The organism is Halocatena salina (genome assembly GCF_023115355.1).
In the GTDB taxonomy this organism is placed as follows: Archaea; Halobacteriota; Halobacteria; order Halobacteriales; family Haloarculaceae; genus Halocatena; species Halocatena salina.
Genome location: NZ_CP096019.1, coordinates 423,614 through 450,416, shown reverse-complemented (window position 1 = coordinate 450,416; position 26,803 = coordinate 423,614). Strand labels below are relative to the sequence as shown.

Sequence of the window (26,803 nt, the reverse complement as noted above, 5' to 3'; positions counted from 1 at the left end):
ATGAACGGTTCAGCTTGGAAGTAGCTTCGTGAGCTGGCCCATGGTAGCTGCGAGCTGTGTACCTTTCTGGATCTCGCCATCCAGCTGGTAGTTCTGTTGCATACCGCCCTGAGTCGGATCGACAGCGCCAGTGATGAGATCGACGAGTTCGTCTGCCGGACCTCTGATGGTGAGGTCAGGTGCATCGAGCAGGACCGTTCCACCTTCGATCGTCTGCTCGTCTTCGATCACTTCGAGGTGGCCCGTCATCGGCGCGTCGGTCGCCTCGAAGTTGACGCTGATATCTTCGGTGATCGACTCGCGCACGTCGGGGCTGGCGCGTACGAGCAGCCCCATTCCGGTCCACAGCATCCCTTGAAACTGCTCGACCGTCTTGGGGTGTTCGGTAGCGAACGCACCGATATCCACCGCTTCCATCCGTTGGGTGATCTGTGCGAACAGCGCCGGATTGTCGAGCAGCACCGCCTCGATATCCCCTTCGATTTCATCGAGCAGCGCCGGCAGCTCCGCGGCGAGCTGATCGTCGGGCGCGTCTAGCACCGTCTCGATCCGTTGGGTGATGTCCGTAGTCGTCATCGACGCTTCAGTTGTGACACCACACGTATATTGCTATCACCTCCCATGATGGGATGTTTTTATTTTTTGCTCCACTCCACTTTCGAGACACCCCTATCGTTATACTCCTTTTCGAGAATGACGGTCGTGTTTTCTGGGGTAACGTCCGATGGAACGTCGAAGCTAATCCATCCCGTCCACGGTTCTTTTGCCCGGATCTGACTGCCGCTGAGAGCGGAACGGTAAAACCGACCTTCGATCGGTGAATCCATCGGTCCCTTGAGGCTCCCGGATTCGGGATGTATCGTCCCGTTTGCTCGGATCGAGAAGTGATCGTCGTCAGGCATGTTCGTGACATCGCCGCTGTCGGGAATGAACTCCACGTACGCAAAGAGGAACGCATCGCCGTTATCTGGTGTGTAGGTGGTCCCTCCCCAACCACTGTCCACCACGTAGGACGACTGTGTCTGTAAGTCGTTCACTCGGATCTCTCCGTTCGGAATCCGCGCTTTCTCTCCGAAGGACAGCTTCGGAGCCGTGATCTCGACACTGTCAGTTTTGCCGAACGGACGCAGACGGAAGTCGACAGTTCCGACGGACAGATAGCTGTTTTTGACGTCGAACGTTTTGCTCTGATCGGGATCGAGATCAGCCTTGAACCGCGAGAGCGATTTCCAGTTGCCTTGATCGTGTCTGTAATCGAGTGAGCCGTAAAACGTGCCTGTGGCCTTCCCGGTGTTTTTCACCGTGACGTGCTGGGTGTACGACCCCGTTACCTGATCTCCGAGTTTCTCCCACGTTTCGAGGCTGAACGAGGGAATATCCCTCGATTCGACGGTCCACGCTCGCTCGGGGGTTGTTTTCCGTTCGTCTCGTTGCCATTCGACTGACGTACCGTTTTTTGCCTGCGGTTTCGGAACCGCTCCGAGCAGCCATCCTCTGATGTTCTGTCCTCCTTTCACCGACGTACCGCTGAGAGGTGTGCCATCCACGGTGGCAGCTGCATCCATGGGTACGCCGTCGAGATCCGGGAGAAGAGACGACCCATTCATCGAAAACGATGTCGAATTGACCGACACTGGTTCCGTTCCCTTGTTCTCGACTTCGAATTGAAGTACTGCAAGAACGTTTCCGGATTGGGGTAACGTCGTTCCCGCCACCGTCTCCGAAGAAAAGAACCCCTGTTTTTCCGTCTTGTATTCGATACCGTGTCGATACGTCACGTCGGTCAGCGTCGCCCGGAGCTGCTCATTCAGGTCGAACGTTTCTCCGACCGGTTTCTCCTTTGGCCCGACTGTGACCGTCGACGTGGTCACCGGCTTTTCCATCGCCTGCGGGGTTGACGACGGGGGCGTCTCGAACACCCCTAGAACGAATTCATCTCCCACCGAAAACTCCAGTTCGACAGCTGTCTCTCCCCGTGAGCCGGAGTCGACGTCGGTGAGTTTGACCGGCTTCGAGATCGACTGGGCCCCTTCGACGGCGGCGAGCGTTGCGCTGACACCGCCGGCTTGCGAACCGTAGTTAAACGCGGACACCGTCACACTCACCGGCGTGTCGACAGCCGCGTTTCCCGGCGGTTCGATCTTGTAGTCGGTGAACTGTGCAGGTCCTTCGACGATCGTCGGGGTGGGCGTCGTAGATCCCTCATTACTGTTACTAGAAAGCATACTACAACCAGCTAGTCCCGAGAGTCCGATCCCACTCACCGCAGCGAGATACATACGACGATCCATCATGTATGAATTACTATTTATATTAAAAAACATTTCGATAGCATATCGTATTAGCACCAGTTCATCACGTATACGTGAATCACCCTACGCACACATCAATCCACGATCGGCGTGATTCAGTCGTTCACAGCCATCCTCGGTGACGACCATCAGATCTTCGATCCGAACGCCGAACTCATCAGATACGTACACCCCGGGTTCGATGCTGAACACCATCCCTGGTTGCAGGGTTCGGTCGTTGTCAGCCACGATGTATGGCTCTTCGTGGACATCGAGACCGACACCGTGACCGGTTCGATGGATGAACTGGTCGCCATATCCAGCCGATTCGATGACGTCGCGCGCTGCGGTGTCGACCGTGCTCGCTTCGACGCCGGGCGCGACGGCGTCGACGGCCGCTGCCTGGGCGTCCATGACGATCTCGTGTACGTCGGTGACTTTTTCGGGGGGCTCACCGTCGAAGACGAGCGTTCTCGTTTGATCACTGGGATATCCCTCCACACGCGTACCGAAATCCAGTACCACCGGCTCCCCAGGACGGATTTCGCGGTCCTCGTGGCTGTGGTGGGGTTTCGCGCCGTTGGGTCCGGATCCGACGATCGGTGCGAACGACACGCCCGATCCGCCCGCTGCCTGCAACCGCTTTTCGATGTCGGCTGCGAGTTCGGATTCAGTCAGTCCGATCGCATCCGAGCCGAGTCCTCTGACCGATGCGACCACCTGATCGGTGATCGCCGCTGCCGTTTTGAGAGACTCGATCTCTGCGTCGTCCTTTCGACGTCGAAGCGATGCGAGCACTTCGCTCGCCAGCCCGAACGTTGCTGTCGGAAACAACGAACGAAGCTCTTGGGTGAATCGTGCTCCCATCGTATCATCGACGAGAAGACGGTTCTGTGGGTCGATCGATGAGTTTCGCACAACTGTTTCGATGAGAGTGCGGGGATCGTCACTGTCCCCCCACGTTCGTACATCTGTCACCCACGTCTCGGAACGAAGCTGTTTCCCATACAGTTCGGGAACGACGAACACCGGTTCTCCCGCCGCAGGGACGATGAAAAACAGGTGTCGCTCGCCCGGCTCCTCTACGAATGACGTCGTGTACTGAAGGTTTCGGCTCGGAAACAACACGACGGCCTCGGTCTCCTGTTCGCGGAGTCGTCGTTGACAGGCGCGTGTTCGACGCTCGAACGGTGTCATACACCGGCTTCGAACGGCGGTCACTAATCCGTTCCTCCTGTCAGCAGATCACGGTTGGCACGTCGGTCACGTGTCGCCCTCCGTTTCCGTACCACCGAGCGTGTTCTTGATGAGAAGATGACAGCCTCGACGGAGGCGTTCGGACGCTGCTTGGCGAGAGATGTCTAACTCCTTTGCGAGGTCTTCGAGTGTGATCGTCCGTGGAACGGTGTAATATCCACGACTTACTGCCTCTTGTAGCGCGGTTTCTTGCTTCTGAGACAGCCCATACTGACTGTTTCCGGCTGCTCCGTCGTCTTCGTACAATCCTTGGAGCGAGAGAGTGACGCCGTATTCATCACATATCTCCCGGAATCGTCGAAGCGCCCTCCGGTCGGGAAGTCGCATTCTGGTCTCAACGCCATTTTCGCTGACCGAAACCGATAGCCGCGACGTGCCAGCCTTGAGTTCTGCCGGGTACAGCACCATCTCCGATCGCTCAGTGACCTGCACCCGATAGAGCCGACGATCGCCCGTGTCCTCGATCCGTGTCGAATCCTCTACGGTACAATCGGCTGTGAGTGCCGACTCGAACGTCTCGAAATCGTCACCGCTTGCCCACAGAAACAGGATGGGCTGGCCCGAGTGTTCGGCAATCGCCTGTTCGACCCGTAACCGCATATCGGGAACTGTAGAGAGCGAATCCATGAGTGGGAAATTCGGATTGAAGAGACGAAACTCAGCGATAAGACTCATAACCTAGTTGGGACGGCGATTGGTAAAACGTTGATCGTACGCTGCCCTCCGTCTCGTATCTTTCACAGGCCGTTCGTACGTTTCCCGTCTGCTTCGAATTCTTCACACCGGATCGTTGTTCGTTTGTATCCGCACACCCTTCGACTACCACATACCATCAGCTTACTAGCAGATATGGCAGGGATAGCGTAGCGGATGTCTCAACGCTGAAGGTGATGGCCGGTGTACCTTGGTCATGACCCATCCACGCCACCGCATCGCGCGGGCGCTTGCAGACAGTGACGGATCGGTGTCCGGACCGACGCTTGCAGAGGAGCTTTCGGTTTCACGGACAGCAGTGTGGAAACAGATCGAAGGGCTCCGGGAGGAAGGATTCGAGATCGAAAGCGACGAGAGCGGCTACCGATTGATCGGCGTTCCGGAACGGGGCTCGACAGCGCTTGCGTTGGGGCTCGATGCGCCGTTCGAGGTGGAGTACCACGAGACGATCGACAGCACGAACCGGCGCGCGCGGGAACTAGCAGAGAGTGGTGCGACGGACACCGTGATCGTCGCTGACGCACAAACCGCGGGACGAGGGCGTCTCGACCGATCGTGGGAGTCTCCTCCCGGTGGCGTCTACGTCAGTATCCTTTGTCGTCCCGACCGTCCACCCGCCGAAGCCCCCTTGTACACCCTTGCTGGGGCTGTAGCGACGACGCATGCGGTGCGCGAGACGGGACTCGACGCGCGGATCAAGTGGCCAAACGATGTCCTCCTCGTCGATGACGACTCGGAGAACAAGATCGCAGGGATCTTGACCGAAATGCAAGGCGAGACAGACCGCATCGCGTGGCTCGCCGTGGGTATCGGGGTGAACATGGACGATCCAGGGATCGAAGGAGCCACCGGTCTCCGGGCCGCGCTCGATGATCACGTTCCGCTGCGGACGTTCGTCCACCACCTGCTAGAATCGTTCGATGCGCTTCGAAAGCAAGAATCCGAATCGATCCTTGCTCGCTGGCGTGAGGCTGCTGCCACGCTGGGACAGCACGTTCGCGTCGAAACGCCGGACGGCGTCGTCGTCGGACGTGCTGTCGATGTCGAACCACCGGGTGCACTCGTGGTCGAAACGGACGACGAAACGGTCAGCCTTCACGCCGGTGACTGTGAACATCTGCGGTGTGCACAACTCCATTGAGGCGATATCCCGAACGGATGGCTAGCGTGTGAACGGTGTGAAGGGCCGAACTGGTCGATGCTACCGATTCCTCACGCAACATTGATTTTTCATGGGCCGCATACGATCGGGATAATGGCTGATAGCGAGGAGAGTGATGTCTCGAACTGGCGAGAGGCCGAAAGCCGACATGGGACTGACGATGAGGTGATCGGCGTGTCTACGCTTGGACGGCTGTTCGAAGGGAGTACTAGTCGCAACCGCGACCGGAATGCACAGCTGTACAAAGGCGGCGTGTACGACCGTTCGCTCGTTTCGGAGGGGGTGATCGATGCCTCGGCAGCCGGACGATACTCACCGTTGACCTACAACGAGATGCAACATATCGTCCACAATCTCGCTGCGGGCTTTCGAGACATGGGCATCGAACCGGGCGACCGCGTCGGACTTTTTGCGAGTACCCGGATGGAGTGGGCACAGGTCGATTTCGCGCTGCACGTTGCGGGTGGCGTCGTGACCACTGTGTACACCGAATCCTCGCCGGAACAAGTGCAGTTTCTGCTTGGAGATTGCAGTGCCTCGGCAGTCGTCGTCGAGAACCAAGAACTGCTAGAGCGCGTCCTCGCCGTTGAGGACCAACTCGACCTCTCCTTGATCGTCGTCATGGACGAGTACGCCGGATACGACGACCGAGAGGACATACTCACACTCGGTGAACTACATCGACGAGGAGAGGGGATTTCGTGGCCGTTACAGCTCGAAAGCTGGCTCAACGAACGAGATGTCGACGATCTGGCGAGCATCATTTACACCTCAGGAACGACCGGAAAACCCAAAGGTGTGAGACTCACACACAGGCAGCTCAGATCGAACATCAACCAGACCAGAACGCGGCTCGGTCCGCGGCCGGATAAGGACCCGGAACTGCCCGTGATCGATAAGGAGGTAACGACGCTGGCGTTCCTTCCACTCGCACACGTGTTCGAGCGGACCGCCAATCACTTCCTGATGTTCGCCTCCGGAGCGACGGTGGCGTACGCCGAGTCGTCCGATACAGTAGCCGACGATCTCCAGACCGTGCAGCCGAGCAATATAGCGAGTGTGCCCCGGATCTACGAGCGGATCTACGACAGTATGCTCGAAGAAGTCAGTGGGTCGTCGCTCAAAGAACGTATCTTCGATTGGTCCGTTGGCGTTGCCCGCGAACATGCTCGAAGCGATTCCCACGGGATCATCCACCGACTGAAATACGCACTGGCAGATCGGTTGGTGTACAGTGACGTGAAAGAGCAGCTGGGAGGAAACATCAACATCTTCATCAGCGGTGGGGGAAGTCTCTCGAAGGATCTCTCGGAACTGTTCTTGGGGATGGGTGTTCGTATCGTCGAAGGATACGGACTCACCGAGGCCTCCCCCGTCGTGAGCGTCAATCCCCTAGAGAACGTCAAACCGGGGACGCTCGGACCTCCCCTGCCCGGCGTAGAGGTCGGCATCGATCAGACGGTTCTGAGTGAGGAGCAAAAACAGCACATGTCGGGCGACGTCGGCGAACTGCTGGTTCAAGGTCCGAACGTCACGGAAGGCTACTGGGAAAACCAAGCGGCGACCGAAGACGCGTTCACCAATGGTTGGCTCCGAACCGGTGATATCGTCGAGCAGACCGACGATGGGTATCTCATCTTCCACGATCGACTCAAACAGGTTCTTGTCCTCTCGACGGGGAAGAACATCAGTCCTCGACCCATCGAAGACGAGTTTGCAACCAGCGATCGGATCGAACAGATCATGGTCATCGGGGATAACGAGAAGTTCGTGGCTGCGCTGATCGTTCCGAACTTCGAGACCATCGAACGATGGGCCAACCAGCGACAAGTCAATCTTCCTGATAACAAGGCAGCCATCTGTCAAAATGATCTGGTAAAACGATGGGTTCTCGAAGAGGTCGATATGGTGAACGAACAGCTCGAATACGAAGAACGGATCAAGATGTTCGAACTCATTCCCGAAGAGTGGACACCTGACAACGATCTCCTCACTCCGTCACTGAAGAAAAAACGCCGCAATATCTTACAGCGGTACGCCGGACAGGTCGATCGGATCTACGCCGATACCACGCGACCAGCCCTCCCCGAGCACTGATCGCCATCAATCAGCATTGATGTCGGCAGCTTCTCGGGTGTACACCAACTCGTCGGTTTGGGACAGCCAATCGACGCCCCATTTGACAGTCACCGGCACCAGAGCTGTCGTGAACACCGCGATGAAGACGAGGATCGAGAACATCCCTTGACCGATGATCCCGTTGGAGAGACCGATCGATGCGATGATGATCTCGACGGTTCCACGACCGTTCATTCCGAACCCGATGACGAATCCCTCCTTGGAAGAGAGATCCGTCGGTAGGGCAAACAGCCACGACCCGACGATCTTTCCGACGAACGCAATGCCCACGAGCAATACGAGAAGCGGGAGGTTTTCGGTAAACACACCGAGGGTTATCTCGAAGGCAACTGTTACGAAGAAGATCGGTGCGAAAAATCCGATCGCCAAATCGTAGATGACTGCGTGCATATGTTCGTACAGTGCCTCCTGAAGGTCGGCTTGTCGCAGAAACATTCCGGCTATGAACCCACCGATGATCATGTGCAGTCCCGCGAGATGGGCGAGCTCCGCGAAGACGAGCGCGACGAGCAACGCGATCGAGAACACTGACGTCTTATCGACGAATCCATACTGCTCTCGCAGCGACTCAACTCGTTCCCAAACGTGGGGCAAGAACCGGTATCCGATGAAGAGAGTGATAGCGAAAAACGCGATCGCCTTGAGAAGTATCGTCCCCAGCGTGACTATCTCCACTGTACCGGCCTGAATGAAGCCCAGAACGCCCGCGAACGCGACGAGCACTCCAACATCAGAGACGAGCGCACCCCCTAACAGGATGTTGGCGATCCGCGTATCGAGGATGTCGAGATCGACGAGGATCCGAGATTTCGTCGCCAACGACGTTGCCGCCATTGCGAGTCCGAGAAACAGTGCCCCGTCGACGCTTGCGACGGTCAAGATACCGCTTGCGTAACCGAGCGCAAACGGAATGATGAACGCACCGATCGCGATGACGAGCGCTTGGGGACCCATCGCGAACAGGTCGTCGAGATCCACTTCCATTCCGACGTACACCATCAGAAGGAAGACGCCAAGCTCAGCGAACACGTCGAGCGTTTCAGAGGGTTGTAACATTCCCAACAGCGGTGGTCCGAACACGAACCCAGCGACCAGCTCCCCCATCATCGCCGGATAACTCAGCCGCTCGGCAATAGCGCCACAGATCCACGCTACCACCAACACCAACAGGAGATTCAGAATATCGAATCCCGCAGCTGCTTCAACCATCTTGACACCCCCTAATGATCGCTTCAAACGGGTCGAGTACTCGATCGTCGATCCGGTTATGCGGTGCTATCGTGTGTGTTATTGTCATAATGTTGAATGTTTAGTACGGTTGTGTCCCTAGTACTCCGATGCCGGCGCGTATCGACATTGGACCGAGGACAGCGGCTTGGTAATCACTGTTCGTTTCAGAGTGCATAGTCAGAATAGTGGGATCACACCCACAGCGCCATGTTGTAGAACCGTACGACCCGCTCGATCGAACCGGTCTCGTTCTTACTCACACCTACTTATAAAGAACATATCGTGATAAAACTTCCGAATGAATTACCAGAACGTGAAATATTAGGGCGATATATGACGATATGGTAATCCATGTCGAGCGGGCGACCTGCGTCGAGTAGACAGTGGGTTTTCGGCGATATTCGTATCGAGGGTCGAAACGAGTGACCGGTAGCGTCCCGACCATCGTGGTTATGCTGACAGCTGCTCGGCATCCTCAGCTTCGCGAAAAACGACGCGTTACCGTTCGATATCGTCTCGTGCGAGAAAGCCGCGATAGGAGCAGACGTACTCGTTGTGAATTATCTGTTCGTCTTCGATTTCGAGTCCCAGATCGTACAGGTCCTTTCCGATCCGGCTTAGATCCTCGTGGTCGGTCCCGAGAACGTTGATGTAGACGTTTTTGTGCCCGTTCATGATCTCGCGTACCGCTTCGACCCCTGGTATCTCAAGCGCCTGCTTGGCGAGGGTTTCCCGTTCCGGTATCGGTGCTGAACAGATCAGTTTCGCGTACAATGGGAATCCAGCCGCCTCATAATCGATGTCGACGTGATAGCCGGTGATGACCCCATTCTCTTCCAACCGTTGCAAGCGCTTTCGCACCGTACTGGACGAGACCCCCCATTCTTCAGCGATATCCCCCGATGAGGTGTTTCGAGCGTCTTGCTGGAGGGAATAAAGGATGTAGCGGTCGAGTTCGTCAAGCCTCCCGTTTTTCATCACCGTCCAGTAGTGAGAAACCCGTAATGAATGTTTTGTGTGATGGACGGTCAGTCTACGAGCGTCGAGAGAACGCGTGATTCGGCTTTTCGGAGGTGTTCATCGATCGTCGAGGGGGCACAGTCGAGTTCGTTTGCGAGTTTTTCGTGCGTCGTTTGGCGTGGAATCTCATAGTACCCCATCTCGACCGCTAGTTGGAACACTTCGGCTTGGCGTTCGGTGAGCAACGAAAGGAGATACGGCCGTTCGGGTGAATACTGTCCGACCTGTTCGACGGAGATCTGGATGTCTTCCGGCAGAGCTTCGAGCGCCCGGCGTAACATGTCGTGAGTTCCGACGACGGTCACTCGAAGCCCACCACGGTCGGTAAACGCGAGAGGCGTATCAATGATGAGCGCGTATTTCTGAGCAAGTGCCATCAGCTTTCCTGCTGGCTCTCCGGGCCGAACATGGAGATACAGGTGAAACACGTCCCCCTCAACGTCGAGAACGTCGTGAGCGATGACGTCGGCAACCTCGGTAAGTGCCTCTTGAATCGGGGCGGCATCACCGCGAAGTCGATACAGCATGACGCCAGTGCCATCCCCGAGTGCGTTGATGTGCAACAAAGCCTCGCGTGTCACGCCGGCGTGCTCCGCGATGATCGTATCTACCGGATGAATGGATCCCTCCTCGGGTGTCAGCGTGAAATCGAAATACCTCATCGGTGGGCTAGCCGTGCTATCCAGAATATACCGCATGATTGTTTATCCTTTTCGTTCCCGCCACTTCCTTCGAGGAGAGGATCCCGCCGTTTACGGCGACACCAGACTGCATCTGGCGACGGGCGTAAATCCGACCCGTCCTCCACGATCCACGACGGATTACGAAAGTGCGAGGAGAAAGCCCTGCCCTTTAGGGCATGGGGGATATCAATCGCCTTCCACACTCGTTACTCGAACATCTTCGCTTTCGACATCGTCGAGGAGTGCTGACTGATCGACGGTGGCCTCGTAGTAAAAGACAACATCGAACGTGCCGTCTCGGAGCAGCTGTTGGCACTCCCAAACGAACGCATCATCGGCGAGCGTGAGTCCTTGGTGTTGGTTCAGCCCGAACTCCGGATCGTCGTTTCCGGAATACACGTACGTCTCGCCCGCATCGGCGTGGTTAGCGATCTGTTCTCCTACATCGAGTGTGAGTTGATGGAGACGGGACTCCTGGTCGCTTTCCAGTTCGGTGTGGACGATGAGTCCGTTCAGTTCGATCTCACCCGGTTCGAGCAATGCCTTCGTCCGTTCGATGAGATCTTCTTCGAGAACGTTGTCCATATTCGGATATGGACCGCTGATCCGTATACTTCTCACGATTACACAACCGGACCCGCCACTCACGATCGTGTCTCAAAGAAAACCGCATTCAGTCCAGTACAGACTGTGTTACAATCGAGTGAGTTCCGAGGCGCGCGGGCCTTTATCGGCCTGCACGATCTCGAACTCGACTTCTTGACCTTCTTCGAGGTCAGGGCCTCCGACGTCTTCCATGTGGAAAAACACGTCCTCGTCAGCGTCCTCTGTATCGATGAAACCGTAGCCCCCAGTGTCGTTGAAGAAATCAACCTTACCAGTCGCCATGATTAAAGCCTCGTTAGATCCTTCGCACGCGGGCCTTTATCGGCCTGCACGATCTCGAACTCGACTTCTTGACCTTCTTCGAGGTCGGGGCCTCCGACGTCTTCCATGTGGAAAAACACGTCCTCGTCGGACTCGTCAGTATCGATGAAACCGTAACCGCCAGTGTCGTTGAAGAAATCAACCGTACCGGTCGCCATTGCGTTTTACTGGTAGAGACGACCCTATTAAAATCCTCTGGGTGATGCTTCCCGCGCGGAAGCGACCAGACACCGGTCACAAGTTTCATACGCTCAGACGGACACCTCCCGGTATGTTACGACGGTTTCGTCGGTGGGCGCTCGATCTGTATGAGCGAAATCTCGAACGCGAGTTCTCCGGCGTACCGAGCCACATCGCGGTCATTCAGGATGGTAACCGCCGATACGCTGACGAACGCGGTGAAGGAACGGCGTTTGGCCACCGAGAAGGAGTGAAAACCACGGAGTCGATCCTCGAATGGTGTGCGGATCTTGGCGTCGAAGAGCTTACCTTATACACGTTTTCGACCGAGAATTTCAACCGCCCGCCCGACCAACGAAAGGAGTTGTTTGATCTCATCGAATCCAAGCTCAAGACGTTTGCGGACGAGCCAGAGATTCACGAACGAGGGGTACACATCCGTGCTATCGGGCAGATCACCCGTCTTCCGGAGCGGGTGCGGGACGCGATCGAGTACGCCGAATCGAAAACCGCCGATTACGATCGCTTTCATCTGAACATCGCGCTCGCGTACGGTGGACGCGCGGAGTTGCTTGATGCCGCACGCGACGCCGCCGCTGCCGTCGAACGCGGTGACCTCTCGCCCGCTGAGATCGATATCGATGACATCGAAAAGCGGTTGTACTCCCACTCCGGGCGCGATGTCGATCTCATCATTCGAACGGGAGGCGCAGAACGCACGAGCAACTTTCTCCCGTGGCACGCCAACGGCAACGAAGCCGCCGTGTTCTTCTGTACGCCCTACTGGCCCGAGTTCAGACGGATCGATCTCCTGCGCGCGATCCGGACTTACGAATCACGCCAACAGTCGTGGCGCAGAACGCGCGTCCAACGCGCGATCACGTTAGTGCGTGTTCTCGGATCGGACGACGGACTTCGGTCTCGGCTTCGCAGACAGGTGGGCGAATTCGATGGGTTCGATATCGAGGACGACCCCACACCCAAGCAGTGAACGTCGTCACGTGCCAAACCGTCGTTGTCGCTCCTGGTAGTCAAGAATCGCGCGTAGATAATCCCGCTTTCTGAAGTCCCGCCAGTTGATATCGGTGAAATACAACTCGGAGTACACCGACTGCCAGATCATGAAGTCCGACAGCCGTTCGGCGCCGGTCTTGATGATGAGATCGGGATTTGTAGGAAAGACAAGGTGTTGCTCGATCTGTGGCTCGTCGATCGCATCTGCGGTCAGTTCACCACATTCGACGCTTCGAGTGACTTGTTGTACGGCTTTCGCAAATTCGGCCTTTCCGCCGAGTCCGATGCTCACCTGAATCGGCGTGTCCACCCGTTCGTTGTCATCGGGAACTCGGATCGCAAGCTCACGGGGAGTTTCGATCTCGGCGAGTGCACTTTCGAGCGTCGGTACTGCGGCTTCGTCGAGAACGCTCACGTACACCATGACGCGGCGGGCACCGTTCTCGAACGTCCATCGAAAGAACGCCTCAAGCGTCGAGTAGGCTCCCGGATTGAGGAGATCCCGCTCGGTGATCACGAGCGCGATGCTCTGAGGAAGATCCGCATCGTTCCACCGCGTCCGGGCAGCGAGATACCGATCGTAAAGGGACACGTACGCAGAAAACGGATAAACAAGCCTAAACTTCACGCCTCGATCTTCGCACTCTCACTGTTCCATAGGCCATAAATACAATAAATTTTATATTAATTTATTCACCAGTATGTTTGGTTTCATAATTCAGGCTGAACGTCGATCTGGCACCCGAGAGGATTAAGTGACCGACAACAAAATCGAGGGTGTGGCATCCACAGTCCGGCGGGCGGTAGGGTTCGCCTTCGTTGGGTCGTTTGCCCTTCTCGTGCCGGTATTCGTTGGGTGGGGCGAACTCCAGACGATAGTCGGCACCATTCCGGTCGGTTCGGTTCTCGATCCAGCACAGGCAACGACGATCTTGGTCAGCGTCCCGTTTCTCGCAGTCACAGCCCTTTCGCTGATCACAACCCGGGGTCGGTTGTTCGATCTGTTTGCGTTTCCGGCTGACCACGAGGAAGGACGACTGTACGGACTCGCGAGTTTCTGTTTCGTAACCGCGGGATTGACGATGTTCGCCCTCCAGTTCGATCTGTCCCTCCCTGCGTTTGTCGCCAGCGTGTTCTTACTAGTGTATGGGAACCTCGCGGAGAAGGTAGCTCATCAGTTCACTAAGGATCCGTTCGTGTTAACGACCATCTTCGCCGGAACTGCCTTCTGTATGGCAGTGACTGGACAGGTTCTCACGTCCTCGATTTTGGGAACACCACTGTCACTTTCGCTTGCAGTCTTTCTCGGAGCGAGTGGCAGCCTTCTAGCTGCGCTGTTGCGGTCGATGCTGTTCGATCGGGACGATCCGATCGTTCTGCTTGCAGTGGCGTTCGCTCTTTGGCTGTTCGCCGATCTTCCACTTTCGCTGAATGGGATTCACGTGGTCGGGGCGCTCTGTCTAACCCTTGTGTTTGGCTATCTTTCCTACGCGCTCGAAACCGCATCGGTCACTGGAATGCTGTCCGGTGTCTTGCTCGCGTTGTTGACCGTCGTCCTCGGTGACTACGGCTGGTTTGCGGTGTTGATTTCCTTTTTCGTCGTCGGTGGACTTGCGACCAAGTTCCGGTATGAGACCAAACGTCACCGCGGTCTCGCCCAAGAGAACGAGGGTGCCCGTGGCAGCGGGAACGTGCTTGCCAACTCGGCCGTCGCTCTCATCGCCGTCATCGGGGCGGCAGCGCACACCACGTTCGGCGTTTCCGAATCGGTGTTTCTGTTCGCATTCACAGGAGCGATCGCCGCAGCGATGAGCGATACACTATCGAGCGAGATCGGCGGGTTGTTCGGACCTCCCCGGCTCATCACGACGATGCGGCCCGTACAGCCCGGAACCAACGGTGGAGTGACGTGGCAAGGTGTCGTCGCCGGCATCGGTGGCGCTGCCGTTGTTGCAATGATCGCTGTGATCTTCTTCGATCTCACTGCGCTCGGTGCGGGTATTGTCGTTCTTGCCGGGGTCGTCGGTATGACGGTCGATAGTCTCCTAGGGGCAACCGTGGAGGGACCACTGCTCGACAACATGGCTGTCAACTTCCTCGCTACCCTCTCTGCGGCGATCGCCGCCGTGGGGATGTCGCTCGTAACTGGCGTCGTGGTACTGTGATTCGAGACGTCACTCCTGCCGATCGTTCCGTTCTCAAGGCGATTCAACGCGAGTCGCTTTTGGCACCCTGGCCGGAACTACTCGACACCGCCGTTCAGGCATCTGATCTCGACCTGGACGGTCCACTCTGTCTCGTAGCAACGTCTCCAACGTCGAACACGCCCGTCGGCTACGTATTAGCGGTCGAGGGTCGCCCCGACGAACAGGATGCGGTCGGTTACGAAGGGACTGAGGGACAGTGTTACGTGGCGGAGATCGCCGTCGCAGCCGATCACCGCCGTGAGGGCTATGGCTCTGCGCTCCTCAAAGCTATCGTCGATCGAACTGACGCGGAGGAAATCGTTCTGACTGCCCGGGCCAAAGCGGACGCTACCCGAGCGTTTTACACCGCTAACAGTTTCCGCGTGATCGATCGGCTTACCGCCTACTACGACGGTGAAGAGGGACCAGAGGACGGACTATTGTTTTCAAAGCGAACGTGAGGACGGAAATCGGTTCGGGCTAAGACTCCGTTTGGACGAGCTGGTCTCCCGTTCGGACCCGCACGCTGGTCGGTTGTTTGACGAACGCCGCTGTTTCGCGCGCGACGATCTGGGCCACCCCGCGCTGGGCAGCGATGTCGAGTATCCGCTGGCTCAGCTCGTCGTCGAGGACCACCGCCGCCGGAACCGGCTCGCACGCTTTGATCCGATCGAACGCCTCCTCAGCATTGCCTTCGTCGAGCGTGTCGAACTGCTCATCGAGCAACCGGACAGAACCGGTGTCCTCGACGATGACCGATCGGGTGTGTCCACGGAGCGTTTCTGGCTCGGTTTGTGGCGTGTGCTCGTCGGACGGTGCTCGTTCGTCTGTGATCTCCGTCCTGGCATCGGTATCGGCGGGCTCGCTGTCCGCCACGTCCGAAGACGGCGGTGTGGCAGCCGGCGGAGCAGGACGAGCACTCCCGTCGGTTGCGGCCATCGCATCGCGTGGGGTGCCCGCGTCGGCGACCGTCTCGTAGGGGACTTTCTCCCTGAGCGCTTTCATCACAGCGCTCCGAGAGAGATCTTCGACGTTTCGTCCTGGTGGCGTGATGGCGACGTAATCGATGTTTGCGACTTGACTGAGTTCTTTGAGGATGAGATCCCCACCGCGGTCGCCGTCGAAAAACACCGTAACAGTGCGCTCGGTCGCGAGTTCGGTGATCGGTGCTGGGACGTTCGTCCCTTCGACGCCGATCGCGTTTTTCACACCGTACTGGAGCAGCGTGAGCACGTCCGACCGGCCTTCGACGACGATGATGGCATCGGAATCTTCGACGCGTGGACCGGCTGGAAGCCCGTCGTATTCGGTGATGTCCTCGACTCGGATCGATCGACGAACTTCCTCGACGAGTTCCTCACTGGTGAGGATTCCCCCGTCGAACGCCTCACCGAGCAGCGTTTTCGCCCGGTCAACGATCTGTCGGCGCTTTGCAGCCCGAACGTCCTCGATGCGGTCGATCTCGACGCGGGACCGACAGGGACCGACCCGTTCGATCGTTTCGAGCGCGGCTGCGAGGATCGCGGTTTCGACCTGATCCAACCCACTCGCTATCGTAACGGTCCCGAACGACTGACCCTGTTCGGAATCAATCTCGACGTCGATGCGACCGATCTTCGAGGAATCCTGGAGATCACGGAGGTCGAGTTCGTCCCCGAGCAACCCCTCGGTCTGTCCGAAGACGGCCCCGACAACATCACTCCGTTCGACCACCCCCTCCGCAGTGATATTGGCGTGTATAAGGTATTTCGCTGTATCGTACATGATTGTGTGAGTGCCCGTATGGGCGTGATTGTGATGGTGTCCATGCCCTGCGCATGAGACACTATAAAATCGGGGCTATCGACACATAAACCATACGGGATAGGCTTTTTCGAGCGCTGTTTCCGTCCGTCTGCTGTCGGATTTCGAGACCTACGACTAGCGCTTATATGCCCGTATCACCGTCGTGGTTCGTCGAACGATGATACCAGTTAGTGGCAACATTTGTGTGGGGTTTCAAGGTGCCCGTCGCAGTACTGACAGCTATGTACGAGCGCGACTTCATGGAAGGAACGCGCGGAACGATGGCGGTCGACTGGGAGGAACGCATCGACGTGGGGCGGCTTCGGAGAGAGCGAAAAGAACGCGCACTCGAGCGCCTACAGGACAGCGAGATGGGAAGCATGCTGTTGGTGTCAGACCCCAATATCCGGTACGTCACTGGACTGGCGATGACCGGTGGGAGTGGGGCTGATCACTACACGCTGCTCACCGAAGACGGTGATGTCGTCCACTGGGACACCGCCGATCACGCGAGCAACCAGCGGTTTAACTGTCCGTGGCTCACCGACGTCCGATACGCCTGTCCTGGACTTGGAAACGTCCCAAGAGCGTCCGGACGGGCCTCTGCTCGACAGTTCCTACTGGACACGATGGTCGATGAGATCGTCATGGCGATGGACGAATACGGCGTGAAAACGGAGCCGATGGGGCTTGATGTCGGTCATCAACGACTCCTCAACGTGTTCGAAACACGGGGCGTCGACGTGCGATCCGAGGAGTGCACACAGGCGATGGAGGATGCCCGGAAGATCAAAACCAGAGATGAGATCGAATGTCTCAGGCAGGCCGCGGCGATCTGTGAGGCTGGGTTCGGTCGTATCACTGAGGAAATCCGTCCCGGAAAGCGGGAATCGGAGGTATGGGGTACAGCGGTCAAGGAACTGTGGCGACACGGCGCGATGGTGCAGGGTGGCTATCTCACGTCGGGACCGAACACGTGGCCCAAACACCAAGCCAACACGACTGATCGGCTGATCCGGCCGGGAGATCTCGTGTACGCCGACTTTTACAACGTCGGCTACCTCGGATACCGGTCGTGTTACTACCGGACGTTCAGCGTCGGACAGCCCACCCAAGCCCAATGCGATGCCTACGAGATCGCCCGTGACAACCTATACGACGTACTCGAACGGATCGAGCCGGGTGCCACGACGGACGAGATCTGTGAAGGGTTTCCAGATATGGAGGGCGAACACGCCGAGTGGTACGGTGCGAGCGATCATTGGCAGATGACCACCAACCACTGGGCGCACGGGCTGGGTCTCCAACTGTACGAGGTGCCGTTGATCTGGCGCGGACTCTCTCCGGAGCACCCCATCGAAATCGAGGAAGGAATGACGATGGCCGTCGAAACGATGGAGCCGGCGAACCGGCAAGGCGTCCGAATCGAGGAGATGGTAGTCGTCCGCGAAAACGGCGTCGAAATCCTTAGCCAGTGGCCGATCGAAGAGATAACGACAATTAGTTATTAACTAGTACTCAATGATATGTGGTTAATCAACAGATTACATTCCTAGAGGAGTTTCACAATCGTTTTGTTGATCGGATCGGTCTGTACCGATGTCGTCCATCAGACCTGACCCACTCGGCGGACACGGACGGCACAAAGCCCCGGTGTCGATCCCTCCTACCTTTTCCGGATGGCACCGGTCGGTTTCTTGGGGGAATTCTGTTCCCGGTTCGCGTTGCTTCAGGTATTTTTGGCCTATATTTCCATAAGATTCATAACAACCTACAATGAATAATGAACTGGACGATGGGGCGAGATAACGGCCGTGCCTTAGCTCCGTGCGCCAGTGGTCCCATCGTTCGCACGCTCCCTAGCACGTTTTCCCAGCGGACGGGTGGTGTTTGAATCACCTGTCCGATACCCTTCTGTGGCCAGCAGTCGCTCAGGAATCGATCGTATACGCCGTTATTTTGGGGTGTGCCGTCCGTTTCACTTGACTCCGATTTGTTCTCGGATTTCGTCTGCGTGATTGAGCATCACTTGGACACCGTTTGCCCAGAAGAGCTGGTTCGGTTCGAGCCTCTCTCCGTACCGTTGATAGAAATCTCCATCCAGCTCGTCATACAGCGAAATAATCTCGTCCGCAAGCTCGTCAGGCAACCGCATCTGTACCGTGGTTCCCTCTTCCTCGTCATTCGAGTCGGAAGGCAACCCCACCGTTCCACGGACTTCCACGTGGCTTTGTCCGCTTTCTTGGGCGTCGTTGACCCAAACGAATTCACTCGAATCGGACTGGTCCTCGACCATCATCTGCTATGTGGAAACTAATACAAATATACCTTGGGAGTTGCTGGTGTGTATCGTGAGTTACCTCTCAGCTTATGGTCAAATTATTGGCTACTGGGGATGATTGCCGAGAGAACCGGTGTATTGGCACGAACGCTTTTTGTGAGTGTACACCTACGGATAAGATGCGATGGATATCGACAGCCACGCCGGGGAACTCGCCTCCGATCTCGGCGTCGAGAAACAGGAGGTCGTAGCGGATCTCAAGACGCTTCTGGAGTACGACGTTCCCTTGAACGAGGCCAAACAGAGCCTTCGTCGGAAGTACGGTGGGACCAGCGGGGGGACATCGCCCACCGCAACTTCGATCGGTGACATTACGACCACGGATTCGAGCGTGACGATCACCGGTCGCGTTCTCACACTCGGGACGCGAACGATCATGTACAACGGAGAGGAACGAACCATCTCAGAGGGTGAGATCGCCGACGAAACGGGTGTGATCTCCTACACCGCGTGGGATACGTTCGGATTCGAGGTCGGTGATACGATCACTATCGGAAATGCAGGTGTCCGCGAGTGGGATGGCGAGCCACAACTCAATCTCAACGAGAACACCTCGGTCACGACGGAGTCGGAGTCGCTTTCGGTCCCCTATGAGATCGGTGGAGAGCGCTCCCTCGTCGATCTCGAACCCGGCGACCGTGGCGTGGTGGTTGAGGTGACCGTGATCGAATGTGAACAGAGAACGATCGACGGGCGGTCCGGTCCGACTGACATTCTGAGTGGCGTGCTCGGTGACGACACCACACGACTCCCGTTCACCGATTGGGACGTTCACCCCGAGATCGAACCCGGCGCGTCGGTTCGTCTCGATGACTGTTACGTTCGGGAACACCGTGGTGTGCCGTCGGTAAACGTCTCTGAATTCACGACGGTCGAACTGTTGGATCGTTCGGTCGCAGTAACCGAAACAGCGCCGACCATGGCGATCGGAACGGCGATCACCGAGGGAAGCACGTTCGACGTCGAGTTACACGGAACCGTGATCGACGTTCGTGACGGTTCTGGACTGATTCAGCGGTGTCCGGAGTGTAATCGGGTTATCCAGAACGGACAATGTCGAAGCCACGGCGCGGTCTCGGGTGTCGATGATCTCCGGGTGAAGGCCATTTTCGACGACGGAACAGGGACGGCCACCGTCGTCCTTGGTCGGGAGCTAACCGAGCGTGTCTATGGCGGGACGATCGAGGACGCACGCGATCAGGCCCGTGACGCGATGGATAAGGACGTCGTTACCACCACGATCGCCGAGGAGATCGTCGGATTTGAACACCGCGTACGGGGATCGCTTAGCGTCGATGAGTACGGTGCGACACTCGATGCCACCGAATTCGAACCGATCACGGACGATCCGACGGATCGCGCCCGAACGCTGCTCGCGGAGGTGGATGGATGAGCCGCAATTCGTCGTCCACGGTTGGTACCCCTAGTGGTCGGGAGGTTGCACGCCGACTGTTCGCGGCTGAGTACACGGATGCGACCTATTCGTATTCGGAGAGTGATGAGGAACGAGCACCCAACTACGTCGTCACGCCGACCGGCGTGCGTATAAACCGCCTGTTCGTCGCAGGGGTACTGACTGAAGTCTCACCGGCCGGTGAGAGCATGCTCCGCGCCCGTATCGTTGATCCAACGGGCGCGTTCGTCGTGTACGCAGGCCAGTATCAGCCCGACGCAATGACGTTTCTCGACAGCGCCACCCCCCCTGTGTTCGTGTGTGTTACCGGCAAAGCCCGGACGTTCTCGCCCGACGATACGGACGTCGTGTACACCTCGATCCGACCGGAGATGATCGCGGAGATCGACAGCGATACTCGCGATCGATGGACGGTCTCGACGGCAAAGCGAACCCTCGAACGGATCGCTACCGTCACCGGTGCGCTTCGGAGTGACCGCTCCGAACGTAGTGGAGACCTCACGACTGCTCTTAGGGACGCGGGTGTCGATCCGAGCCTTGCAGCTGGCGTTCCGATCGCGATCGAACAGTACGGTACCACCGAGGCGTACCTTGCGGATTTACAGCGTCTCTCACTCGATGCGGTACAGCTCGTTGCCGGAGAGATCGACGCCGTCGACGAACTCTCCCGTTCACCCGATGAGAAGGCAACTGACGTGTCGTTCACACCGGTGATCGATCCTGCTCTACAGCCTGCGGCGCCGGACAGCAAAGCGAAGCCAGAACCATCCCCAGTGGACCGCGAGACCGTCGACGAACCGGCGCTTGAGGACTCGACGGAGACGCCCCCCGAAGCCGTATCCGAGGAGACCGACGCGGCGTTTGATATCGAAGCAGACATCGATGAGGAGTTCGATCCCGAGGAGTTCGAGCTAGACGCCGAGATCCGAAACGAGGTTGAATCGGAGTTCGGAACGGAGTTTTCGACGGCTGCTGAGGTCGATACATCCGAAGAGCCTACATCCGAAGAGTCGTCGGCTGACGACGGTATCGGTGGTGAGAGTGCAGAACCGTCCGACAGTGACGCCGATGCTCCGGTGGCGTCGGTGACCGACGAGGCGAGTGACGAGGCTGCGACCGACGACGCCACCGAGCGTGACGTGACGACAGTGTTGCTCGAGACGATGCGTGATCTCGACGACGGTGACGGTGCGGATCGGGACCGACTCATCGAACGGGTGAGCGAGACGACCGGTGCGTCCGAGACGGCGGTTTCAGATGCGATTCAGGACGCGCTGATGAGTGGACAGTGCTACGAACCCGACGACGAGACGCTGAAACCGATCTGATCCGATGGTATCTTTAGAGCCGGTACCGGACGAACCGGCGGCAGTTGCCTCCATCGGTTCCGAGCGTGCGCTCGTCGTGGCGGACTATCACGCCGGAATCGAAATCGAACTCCGTCAGGAAGGCGTCGAGCTTTCGAGTCGTGCGACCGACCGCAGAGAGGCCATTCTTTCGTTGCTCGATGAGACGAACGCGAATCGGTTGATCGTGGTCGGTGATCTCACGACCGAGATCGGAGAGCCGAGTCCACCGGAACGCAACGAGCTTCGAACGCTGTTAGAGCAGGTCACAGAACGGGTTCCGATGACGATCGTGAAGGGCAACCACGACGGATCGATCGAGACGATCGTCGAGACAGTCGTGAGCGAGCACGATCCTCCACATGAGATCCACGTCACACCGACCGACGGATATCGCATAGGTGCCATTGGATTCGTCCATGGACACACGTGGCCGACTCCAGATGTGCTCAATGCCGATGTGATCGGGATGGGACACGAGCATCCGATGGTCCGGCTGACTGATGCGGTCGGTGGGAGCCGAACGGAACGGGTGTGGCTCCGGGGATCGCTCTGTCCGGAGCCGTTCGAAACACACCACGGAACCTCGATCGACATCGATGGTGATCTCGTCGTCTTCCCTGCGTTCAACGATCTGACCGGCGGAACGTGGACCAACACCGGGCAAGGGTTTCTCGCTCCGTATCTTCCAGCGGGCGTCAGGACCACTCAGGCGTATCTACTGAACGGAACCCGACTCGGACGATACGACCGAATCTGAGTCGCTTCTCGATCGAGAAAATGAGACGACAGGCTCAGATGTCGCTGCCGACAGTGCCTGTAGAAGTCCGAATCAGTTGCCGCGAGAGGACCGAGCCTGCCGAATCGATGCACCGTCACGGAGCTTATCTTCGCAGTTTGGACACACGCGAACGGACTCCATTCCGTTCGGAGCGAACACTCGTACATAAGCTTCCGTCACGAACGATCCACAGTTCTGGCACTCTGGCATCCTCTGAAGCAATTCCATTCGTGTACATACATCTTACGTATTTGAACGAGAAGAAATAATGTTCGTATCCGAAAGACTGATCAGCTTTGATATTTTTATGACGTGTCGAGATATTCGAGTATGCGTTCCGATTCGGCCATCGTAATACCCCGTTCGTCGTCGACGAGGACAGGAACGGCTCGCTGTCCGGAGACACGTTTGACCTCGTCGCGTTTCGAATGGAGGCCGTCCACCCATACGCTGTCAAAATCGACGTCGAGTTCGTTCAGGCGGTCGACCACTCGTTCACAGTAGGGACACCCTTCGAGCCGGTAGAGTGTGACGGTCATACGAACAGTATGGCGTGATGGAATAAATAGTCGTGGGCGGTCTCTCGCCGATGCCCGAGTGACGGCGGCTACAACCGATCGAGATACTCTTCGAACGTGGTGGTAGCGCGTTCGTACGGCACCGTCCGTCGGATATCGAGTCCGATCCGTTCGAACAGTTCCACGGACGGATGTCGGCCCGTCGATTCGAGGAACATCCGATACGCCTCCGGATCGAGAGTACCGGTGTCGAGTTGATCACGAACGGCGAGTGCCCCGACCACGCCGAGTACATACTGGTAGGAGTGGTATGGCTGTCTGGTGAGGCTCCCGGCGAGCCACGCCCGGGACGCCCGTTCGGGCCAGTCGACCTCCGGCTCGAACGTCTCGAGGCAGTCGGCGTACGTCTCGGAGATCCGGTCGGTGGTGAGTGCCGTGCTCTCCTCAACGGCGCTCGCTAAACGGTGGACGAATGCGGACCACATGGCGGTGCCGTACAGCAGGTACCCGATCGAACGGAGCAGCCTGTTTCGAGCGTGATCGGCGAGCGCCCCACCCGCGTCGAGACAGTACTCGATCAACAGGAGTTCGTGGAGCGTACTCGGGATTTCCGATACCGGTCGTGGACTCCCGACGTACCGCGGCGGGCCCTCCCGGAGCTGCTCGATGTGAATGGCGTGTCCGAGTTCGTGGCACAGGATGAACATCGATTCAACATCATCTTGATAGTTCATCAGGATGAACGCGCCGTCATCGGCAGAGGACGGACAGTATCCGATGTCGTTTCGTCTGTTCTCGTGTGGATACGCGTCGATCCGGTCGGCGTCGAGAAACGCCTTGGTCGCCTGCTGATAGTCGGTGCCCAGCGGTGTGAGTGCTGCAACGATGTGATCGGCTGCGGTCTCGAACGAGACGGTCGGCTCCGGTGTGTCGGTGATCGGTGCACGGAGATCCCACGGCCGAAGCTGCTCGACACCGAGCCGGTCGGCCCGGAGCCGTCGGGCGCGGTGCCACGGATCGAGGTTCGCTTCGATCGCAGCAAGCATCGTGTCGTGCACATCGGTCGGCAATGCGAGTGCTAGCCCCGTCTCCGGGTAGTACGCGCGGCGAAATTGTAGCTGGCGCACCGAGTCGTAGCCACGAGCGTCCGCGAGCGTGCTCGCAGCCGCCAGCTTTTCGGCGTACGCCGTTGTGATCGCTTCCACGTGGCTGTCGAACACCGAATGATAGGCGTCGTACACCCGCTTTCGATACGCTCGGTCGGAATGGGCGAGTTCCGTCCGAAACCGGCCGGGCGTGATCTCGACCCCGGTGCCGTCGGGCCGTTCTACTTCGGGCGGATCGAAATCCTCGGTCGTTACCGCGCGGAGAATCCGGGTCGATGCCGTTCGGGTCTCCTCGTACGCTGTGATCGTCTCCTCGACCACGGGATCTCGGGCGTGGTCGGCTTGTTCGCGGAGGTTCTCGAAGTAGTACGCACACTCACCGAGATCGAGATCCGGATCGGCCGATCGGAGCGTCGGGTATACACGAGACATCGTCGAGTCGAACGTCGATTCAACGTCCCGAAACCGTCGCAGTCGATCCTCGGCCGCTCCATCGTCGGTGTGCACGTTTCGGAACAACGTTGCGTACAGTTCTAAGCGCTGCTTTCGGCGGTGACACTCGGCGATCCGGTCGAGCAGGTCGATCCACTCGTGGGGTGTCGTCGGGCGGTCAGCGTCGAGTGCCGACAGCTCCGACCGGAGCGTGGTGAGACAGTCGTTCCATTCGGTGGGTGTGGTAAAGATTTGAGTGAGATCCCACTGATACTGGTCGTCGATACCGTTTCTATCTGGTGGTGACATGTATGTCTGTGTTGATGATCGAACGCGATACGAACGCACAGCTACCGGTGTGCTAACCGAACGAACAAGGAGATCAGCAGGTCATCGTTCGCCTGTGTTACCTTTCTGTTAGTGATTGGAATGTAAATATGTGTGGGTACGAACGGGCTTTTTCAACAGCCTATCCGATCCGTGTTCCCGGCTGCCTTCCCATCAAGAACGGTTCGAGACCACCGCGGTCGAAGACGAACGCGGGCGTTTCGAGATCGAGTAGCGCCCGCACTTTTCCGGCCATCCCGCCGGTGACGTCGGTCGATTCACTCGCTCCGAGCACGTGGGCCACGTCCTCGAAGTCGTTGATCTCGGGGATCACGTCCTCACCGTCGAGCACGCCGGGCACCGCCGAACACAGCCCGACTCGGTCGGCTGACAACGCCTCAGCGAGCGCACAGACCAACTCGTCCCCACTGAGGATGGTTGCCCCCATCGCCTCGTGGCCGATCACGTCGCCATGTAACACGGGAACGAACCCTTCAGTAAGCAACGTTCGCACCTGTTGGGATGGGAGCCGTAGCTCATCCTCCATCGATCGATGGGCGACCGAGAGCGGATGTACTGGAATCGCAGGCACATCCACAGCGGCCAGCGCGTCGACAACCTGTTCGTTGAGCCGCTTCATCGCTCGGTGAACGTCTCGAACGGCAGTATCGTCGTGGGTGCCAGCCGTTCGACTGACGCCGTGAGCGGCGGCGTGGTGGTGGCCGAAACTCCCGCCGCCGTGAACGATCACGAGATCGGTGTCGCCGTATGCGGCGATCGTGGAACTGGCTGCGTCGAGTGCCGCTCGATCGACGGTCTCGGGTGTATCCTTGTCCGTGATGACGCTGCCACCGAGTTTCAACACGACAGTCACTCTGATTCCACCCGGACTCCGTCGTGGTCTAGTTCGGCACGGAAGGTTTCCTCACAGCCGGGCGTGTACTGGAGTGCAGTCGCCGTATCCGGCGTGGGATCGAGCGCAACGATACAGCCACCTCCGCCTGCCCCCGTCAGCTTCGCACCGAACGCACCCGCGTCGCGAGCCGCCCACACCATCGCATCCAGCGATCGGGAGGATACCCCGAGCGCCGACAACAGTCCGTGGTTGAAGTTCATCAGTCGACCTAGCTCCCGTTGGTCTTCCGTGGTGATCGCTCGCTCGCCCGTACGTACGATGTCACCGATCGTTCTCACCGTGTCCGCGGCGAATTCGTACTCCTCTTTGAGATTTCGTACACCAGCGACAAGCGTGCCAGTGTCTCCAGCACTCCCGTCGAAACCGACGACAAAGGGAAGTTCCGGTGGCTCCTCGATCGGCCGACAGTCGTCGCCTTCGACGCGAACCGCTTTCCCCATCGCAGAACAGAACGTGTCGGCGCGGGAGGCCTGTCCGTCCTGAACGTCGTATTCCACGCGGTAGGCTCGCTGTGCGATCTCTTCGGGAGTGAGTTCGACGCCCATCTCCCGCGTGGCGGCGTCGATGGCCGCAACCACGACCGCAGCCGACGATCCCAGCCCGGCACCCAGCGGAATGTCGCTCTCGATAGTGATCGTGAATCCGGTGGTGTCGACCACCTCCCTGACCTGCTCGATCGCTCCGTCGACGTAGCCCACGGCAGCCTCGATGAGCGGATGGGGAACGTCGATGTTTGCGGACTCATCCACCACGCCGTCACCATACTCGACGGAAAATCCATCGATCGTCAAATCGCGGGCCTGTACTCGGATCCGATCGTCGTCCCGTGCTGTCGCGGTAACTGTCGCTCGTCGGTCGATGGCACACAGCACCGCTGGCTCACCGTACACGACGGCGTGTTCGCCGAGAAGATACACCTTGCCCGGCGCGCTCGAAACGGTCATACCTCATCTTCCGGAGCGAACAGTTAAAACCATCTGAAAGCTCCTCGGATACACGATCAATAGTCCATTGATTGCAGAGATCCTCCGGGG

27 protein-coding genes are annotated in these 26,803 nt (G+C 58.0%); 9 read left to right on the top strand and 18 right to left on the bottom strand.

From position 1 onward, the window contains the following. Positions 1-9: 9 nt before the first annotated feature. The 4 genes from MW046_RS02345 to MW046_RS02330 form a co-directional block, all read right to left on the bottom strand. Complete coding sequence (locus MW046_RS02345) at positions 10-576, bottom strand: SCP2 sterol-binding domain-containing protein (protein ID WP_247993964.1); 567 nt, start codon at positions 574-576, stop codon at positions 10-12. 59 nt (positions 577-635) lie between these two features. Beyond that, on the bottom strand, positions 636-2,291 hold the full coding sequence (locus MW046_RS02340; RefSeq protein ID WP_247993963.1) for a DUF4352 domain-containing protein: 1,656 nt from the start codon (positions 2,289-2,291) through the stop codon (positions 636-638). 84 nt (positions 2,292-2,375) lie between these two features. Continuing rightward, entirely contained in the window at positions 2,376-3,488 is a 1,113-nt protein-coding gene (locus MW046_RS02335; protein WP_247993962.1) for a M24 family metallopeptidase, read from the bottom strand. A gap of 66 nt (positions 3,489-3,554) precedes the next feature. Then, positions 3,555-4,223: a helix-turn-helix domain-containing protein gene (locus MW046_RS02330; protein WP_247993961.1), complete on the bottom strand. Its 669-nt coding sequence runs from the start codon at positions 4,221-4,223 to the stop codon at positions 3,555-3,557. 235 nt (positions 4,224-4,458) lie between these two features. On the opposite strand from MW046_RS02330, the gene MW046_RS02325 reads away from it, so the two are divergent. Next, complete coding sequence (locus tag MW046_RS02325) at positions 4,459-5,403, top strand: biotin--[acetyl-CoA-carboxylase] ligase (protein WP_247993960.1); 945 nt, start codon at positions 4,459-4,461, stop codon at positions 5,401-5,403. Positions 5,404-5,517: 114 nt separating this feature from the next. Further along, positions 5,518-7,521: an AMP-dependent synthetase/ligase gene (locus tag MW046_RS02320; protein ID WP_247993959.1), complete on the top strand. Its 2,004-nt coding sequence runs from the start codon at positions 5,518-5,520 to the stop codon at positions 7,519-7,521. 6 nt (positions 7,522-7,527) lie between these two features. On the opposite strand, the gene MW046_RS02315 is transcribed toward MW046_RS02320, so the two are convergent. The 6 genes from MW046_RS02315 to MW046_RS02290 form a co-directional block, all read right to left on the bottom strand. Next, positions 7,528-8,772, bottom strand: a complete 1,245-nt coding sequence (locus MW046_RS02315; protein ID WP_247993958.1) for a cation:proton antiporter — start codon at positions 8,770-8,772, stop codon at positions 7,528-7,530. 519 nt (positions 8,773-9,291) lie between these two features. Beyond that, on the bottom strand, positions 9,292-9,771 hold the full coding sequence (locus tag MW046_RS02310) for an Lrp/AsnC family transcriptional regulator (protein WP_247993957.1): 480 nt from the start codon (positions 9,769-9,771) through the stop codon (positions 9,292-9,294). A gap of 50 nt (positions 9,772-9,821) precedes the next feature. Continuing rightward, positions 9,822-10,475: a helix-turn-helix domain-containing protein gene (locus MW046_RS02305; RefSeq protein WP_247993956.1), complete on the bottom strand. Its 654-nt coding sequence runs from the start codon at positions 10,473-10,475 to the stop codon at positions 9,822-9,824. 207 nt (positions 10,476-10,682) lie between these two features. Beyond that, positions 10,683-11,081, bottom strand: coding sequence for a DUF5778 family protein (locus tag MW046_RS02300; protein ID WP_247993955.1), 399 nt, complete (start codon positions 11,079-11,081; stop codon positions 10,683-10,685). Positions 11,082-11,189: 108 nt separating this feature from the next. Beyond that, on the bottom strand, positions 11,190-11,384 hold the full coding sequence (locus MW046_RS02295; protein ID WP_247993954.1) for a cold-shock protein: 195 nt from the start codon (positions 11,382-11,384) through the stop codon (positions 11,190-11,192). Between the two features lie 2 nt (positions 11,385-11,386). Continuing rightward, positions 11,387-11,581, bottom strand: coding sequence for a cold-shock protein (locus tag MW046_RS02290; protein WP_247993953.1), 195 nt, complete (start codon positions 11,579-11,581; stop codon positions 11,387-11,389). Between the two features lie 113 nt (positions 11,582-11,694). On the opposite strand from MW046_RS02290, the gene uppS reads away from it, so the two are divergent. Continuing rightward, positions 11,695-12,594, top strand: a complete 900-nt coding sequence (gene uppS, locus MW046_RS02285; protein WP_247993952.1) for a polyprenyl diphosphate synthase — start codon at positions 11,695-11,697, stop codon at positions 12,592-12,594. Between the two features lie 6 nt (positions 12,595-12,600). Here the strand turns inward: uppS and MW046_RS02280 are convergent, their stop codons facing one another. Further along, a complete protein-coding gene (locus MW046_RS02280; protein WP_247993951.1) occupies positions 12,601-13,209 on the bottom strand; it encodes an undecaprenyl diphosphate synthase family protein in 609 nt (202 codons plus the stop codon). A 187-nt stretch (positions 13,210-13,396) separates the two neighbouring features. Between MW046_RS02280 and MW046_RS02275 the strand changes: the two genes are divergently transcribed. Next, positions 13,397-14,782: a DUF92 domain-containing protein gene (locus MW046_RS02275; protein ID WP_247994795.1), complete on the top strand. Its 1,386-nt coding sequence runs from the start codon at positions 13,397-13,399 to the stop codon at positions 14,780-14,782. Further along, positions 14,779-15,264 (top strand): GNAT family N-acetyltransferase, encoded by a 486-nt coding sequence (locus MW046_RS02270; protein ID WP_247993950.1) that lies wholly within the window; start codon positions 14,779-14,781, stop codon positions 15,262-15,264. Before MW046_RS02275 ends, MW046_RS02270 begins: the two co-directional genes overlap by 4 nt. 19 nt (positions 15,265-15,283) lie before the next feature. On the opposite strand, the gene dnaG is transcribed toward MW046_RS02270, so the two are convergent. Further along, complete coding sequence (gene dnaG, locus MW046_RS02265; protein ID WP_247993949.1) at positions 15,284-16,567, bottom strand: DNA primase DnaG; 1,284 nt, start codon at positions 16,565-16,567, stop codon at positions 15,284-15,286. 263 nt (positions 16,568-16,830) lie between these two features. On the opposite strand from dnaG, the gene MW046_RS02260 reads away from it, so the two are divergent. Continuing rightward, complete coding sequence (locus MW046_RS02260; RefSeq protein ID WP_247993948.1) at positions 16,831-18,099, top strand: M24 family metallopeptidase; 1,269 nt, start codon at positions 16,831-16,833, stop codon at positions 18,097-18,099. Between the two features lie 467 nt (positions 18,100-18,566). Here the strand turns inward: MW046_RS02260 and MW046_RS02255 are convergent, their stop codons facing one another. Further along, complete coding sequence (locus MW046_RS02255) at positions 18,567-18,884, bottom strand: hypothetical protein (protein WP_247993947.1); 318 nt, start codon at positions 18,882-18,884, stop codon at positions 18,567-18,569. A gap of 169 nt (positions 18,885-19,053) precedes the next feature. Between MW046_RS02255 and MW046_RS02250 the strand changes: the two genes are divergently transcribed. From MW046_RS02250 to MW046_RS02240, 3 genes are read left to right on the top strand one after another with little or no spacing between them, the layout of a single operon-like run. Further along, positions 19,054-20,322 carry a Single-stranded DNA binding protein gene (locus tag MW046_RS02250; RefSeq protein WP_247993946.1) on the top strand — a complete coding sequence of 423 codons (1,269 nt, stop codon included), beginning with the start codon at positions 19,054-19,056 and terminating at the stop codon, positions 20,320-20,322. Then, positions 20,319-21,671: a hypothetical protein gene (locus MW046_RS02245; RefSeq protein WP_247993945.1), complete on the top strand. Its 1,353-nt coding sequence runs from the start codon at positions 20,319-20,321 to the stop codon at positions 21,669-21,671. The genes MW046_RS02250 and MW046_RS02245 overlap by 4 nt, the downstream gene beginning before the upstream one ends. 4 nt (positions 21,672-21,675) lie before the next feature. Continuing rightward, positions 21,676-22,449, top strand: a complete 774-nt coding sequence (locus tag MW046_RS02240; protein ID WP_247993944.1) for a metallophosphoesterase — start codon at positions 21,676-21,678, stop codon at positions 22,447-22,449. A 72-nt stretch (positions 22,450-22,521) separates the two neighbouring features. On the opposite strand, the gene MW046_RS19700 is transcribed toward MW046_RS02240, so the two are convergent. From MW046_RS19700 to mvk, 5 genes are all read right to left on the bottom strand, one after another. Then, positions 22,522-22,680, bottom strand: coding sequence for a DUF7563 family protein (locus tag MW046_RS19700; protein WP_438268177.1), 159 nt, complete (start codon positions 22,678-22,680; stop codon positions 22,522-22,524). A 95-nt stretch (positions 22,681-22,775) separates the two neighbouring features. Further along, complete coding sequence (locus MW046_RS02235) at positions 22,776-23,009, bottom strand: glutaredoxin family protein (protein WP_247993943.1); 234 nt, start codon at positions 23,007-23,009, stop codon at positions 22,776-22,778. Positions 23,010-23,077: 68 nt separating this feature from the next. Further along, positions 23,078-24,835, bottom strand: coding sequence for a M3 family oligoendopeptidase (locus tag MW046_RS02230; protein WP_247993942.1), 1,758 nt, complete (start codon positions 24,833-24,835; stop codon positions 23,078-23,080). A gap of 160 nt (positions 24,836-24,995) precedes the next feature. Continuing rightward, complete coding sequence (locus MW046_RS02225; RefSeq protein WP_247993941.1) at positions 24,996-25,727, bottom strand: isopentenyl phosphate kinase; 732 nt, start codon at positions 25,725-25,727, stop codon at positions 24,996-24,998. After that, entirely contained in the window at positions 25,724-26,713 is a 990-nt protein-coding gene (gene mvk / locus MW046_RS02220; protein WP_247993940.1) for a mevalonate kinase, read from the bottom strand. Before mvk ends, MW046_RS02225 begins: the two co-directional genes overlap by 4 nt. Positions 26,714-26,803 lie beyond the last annotated feature (90 nt).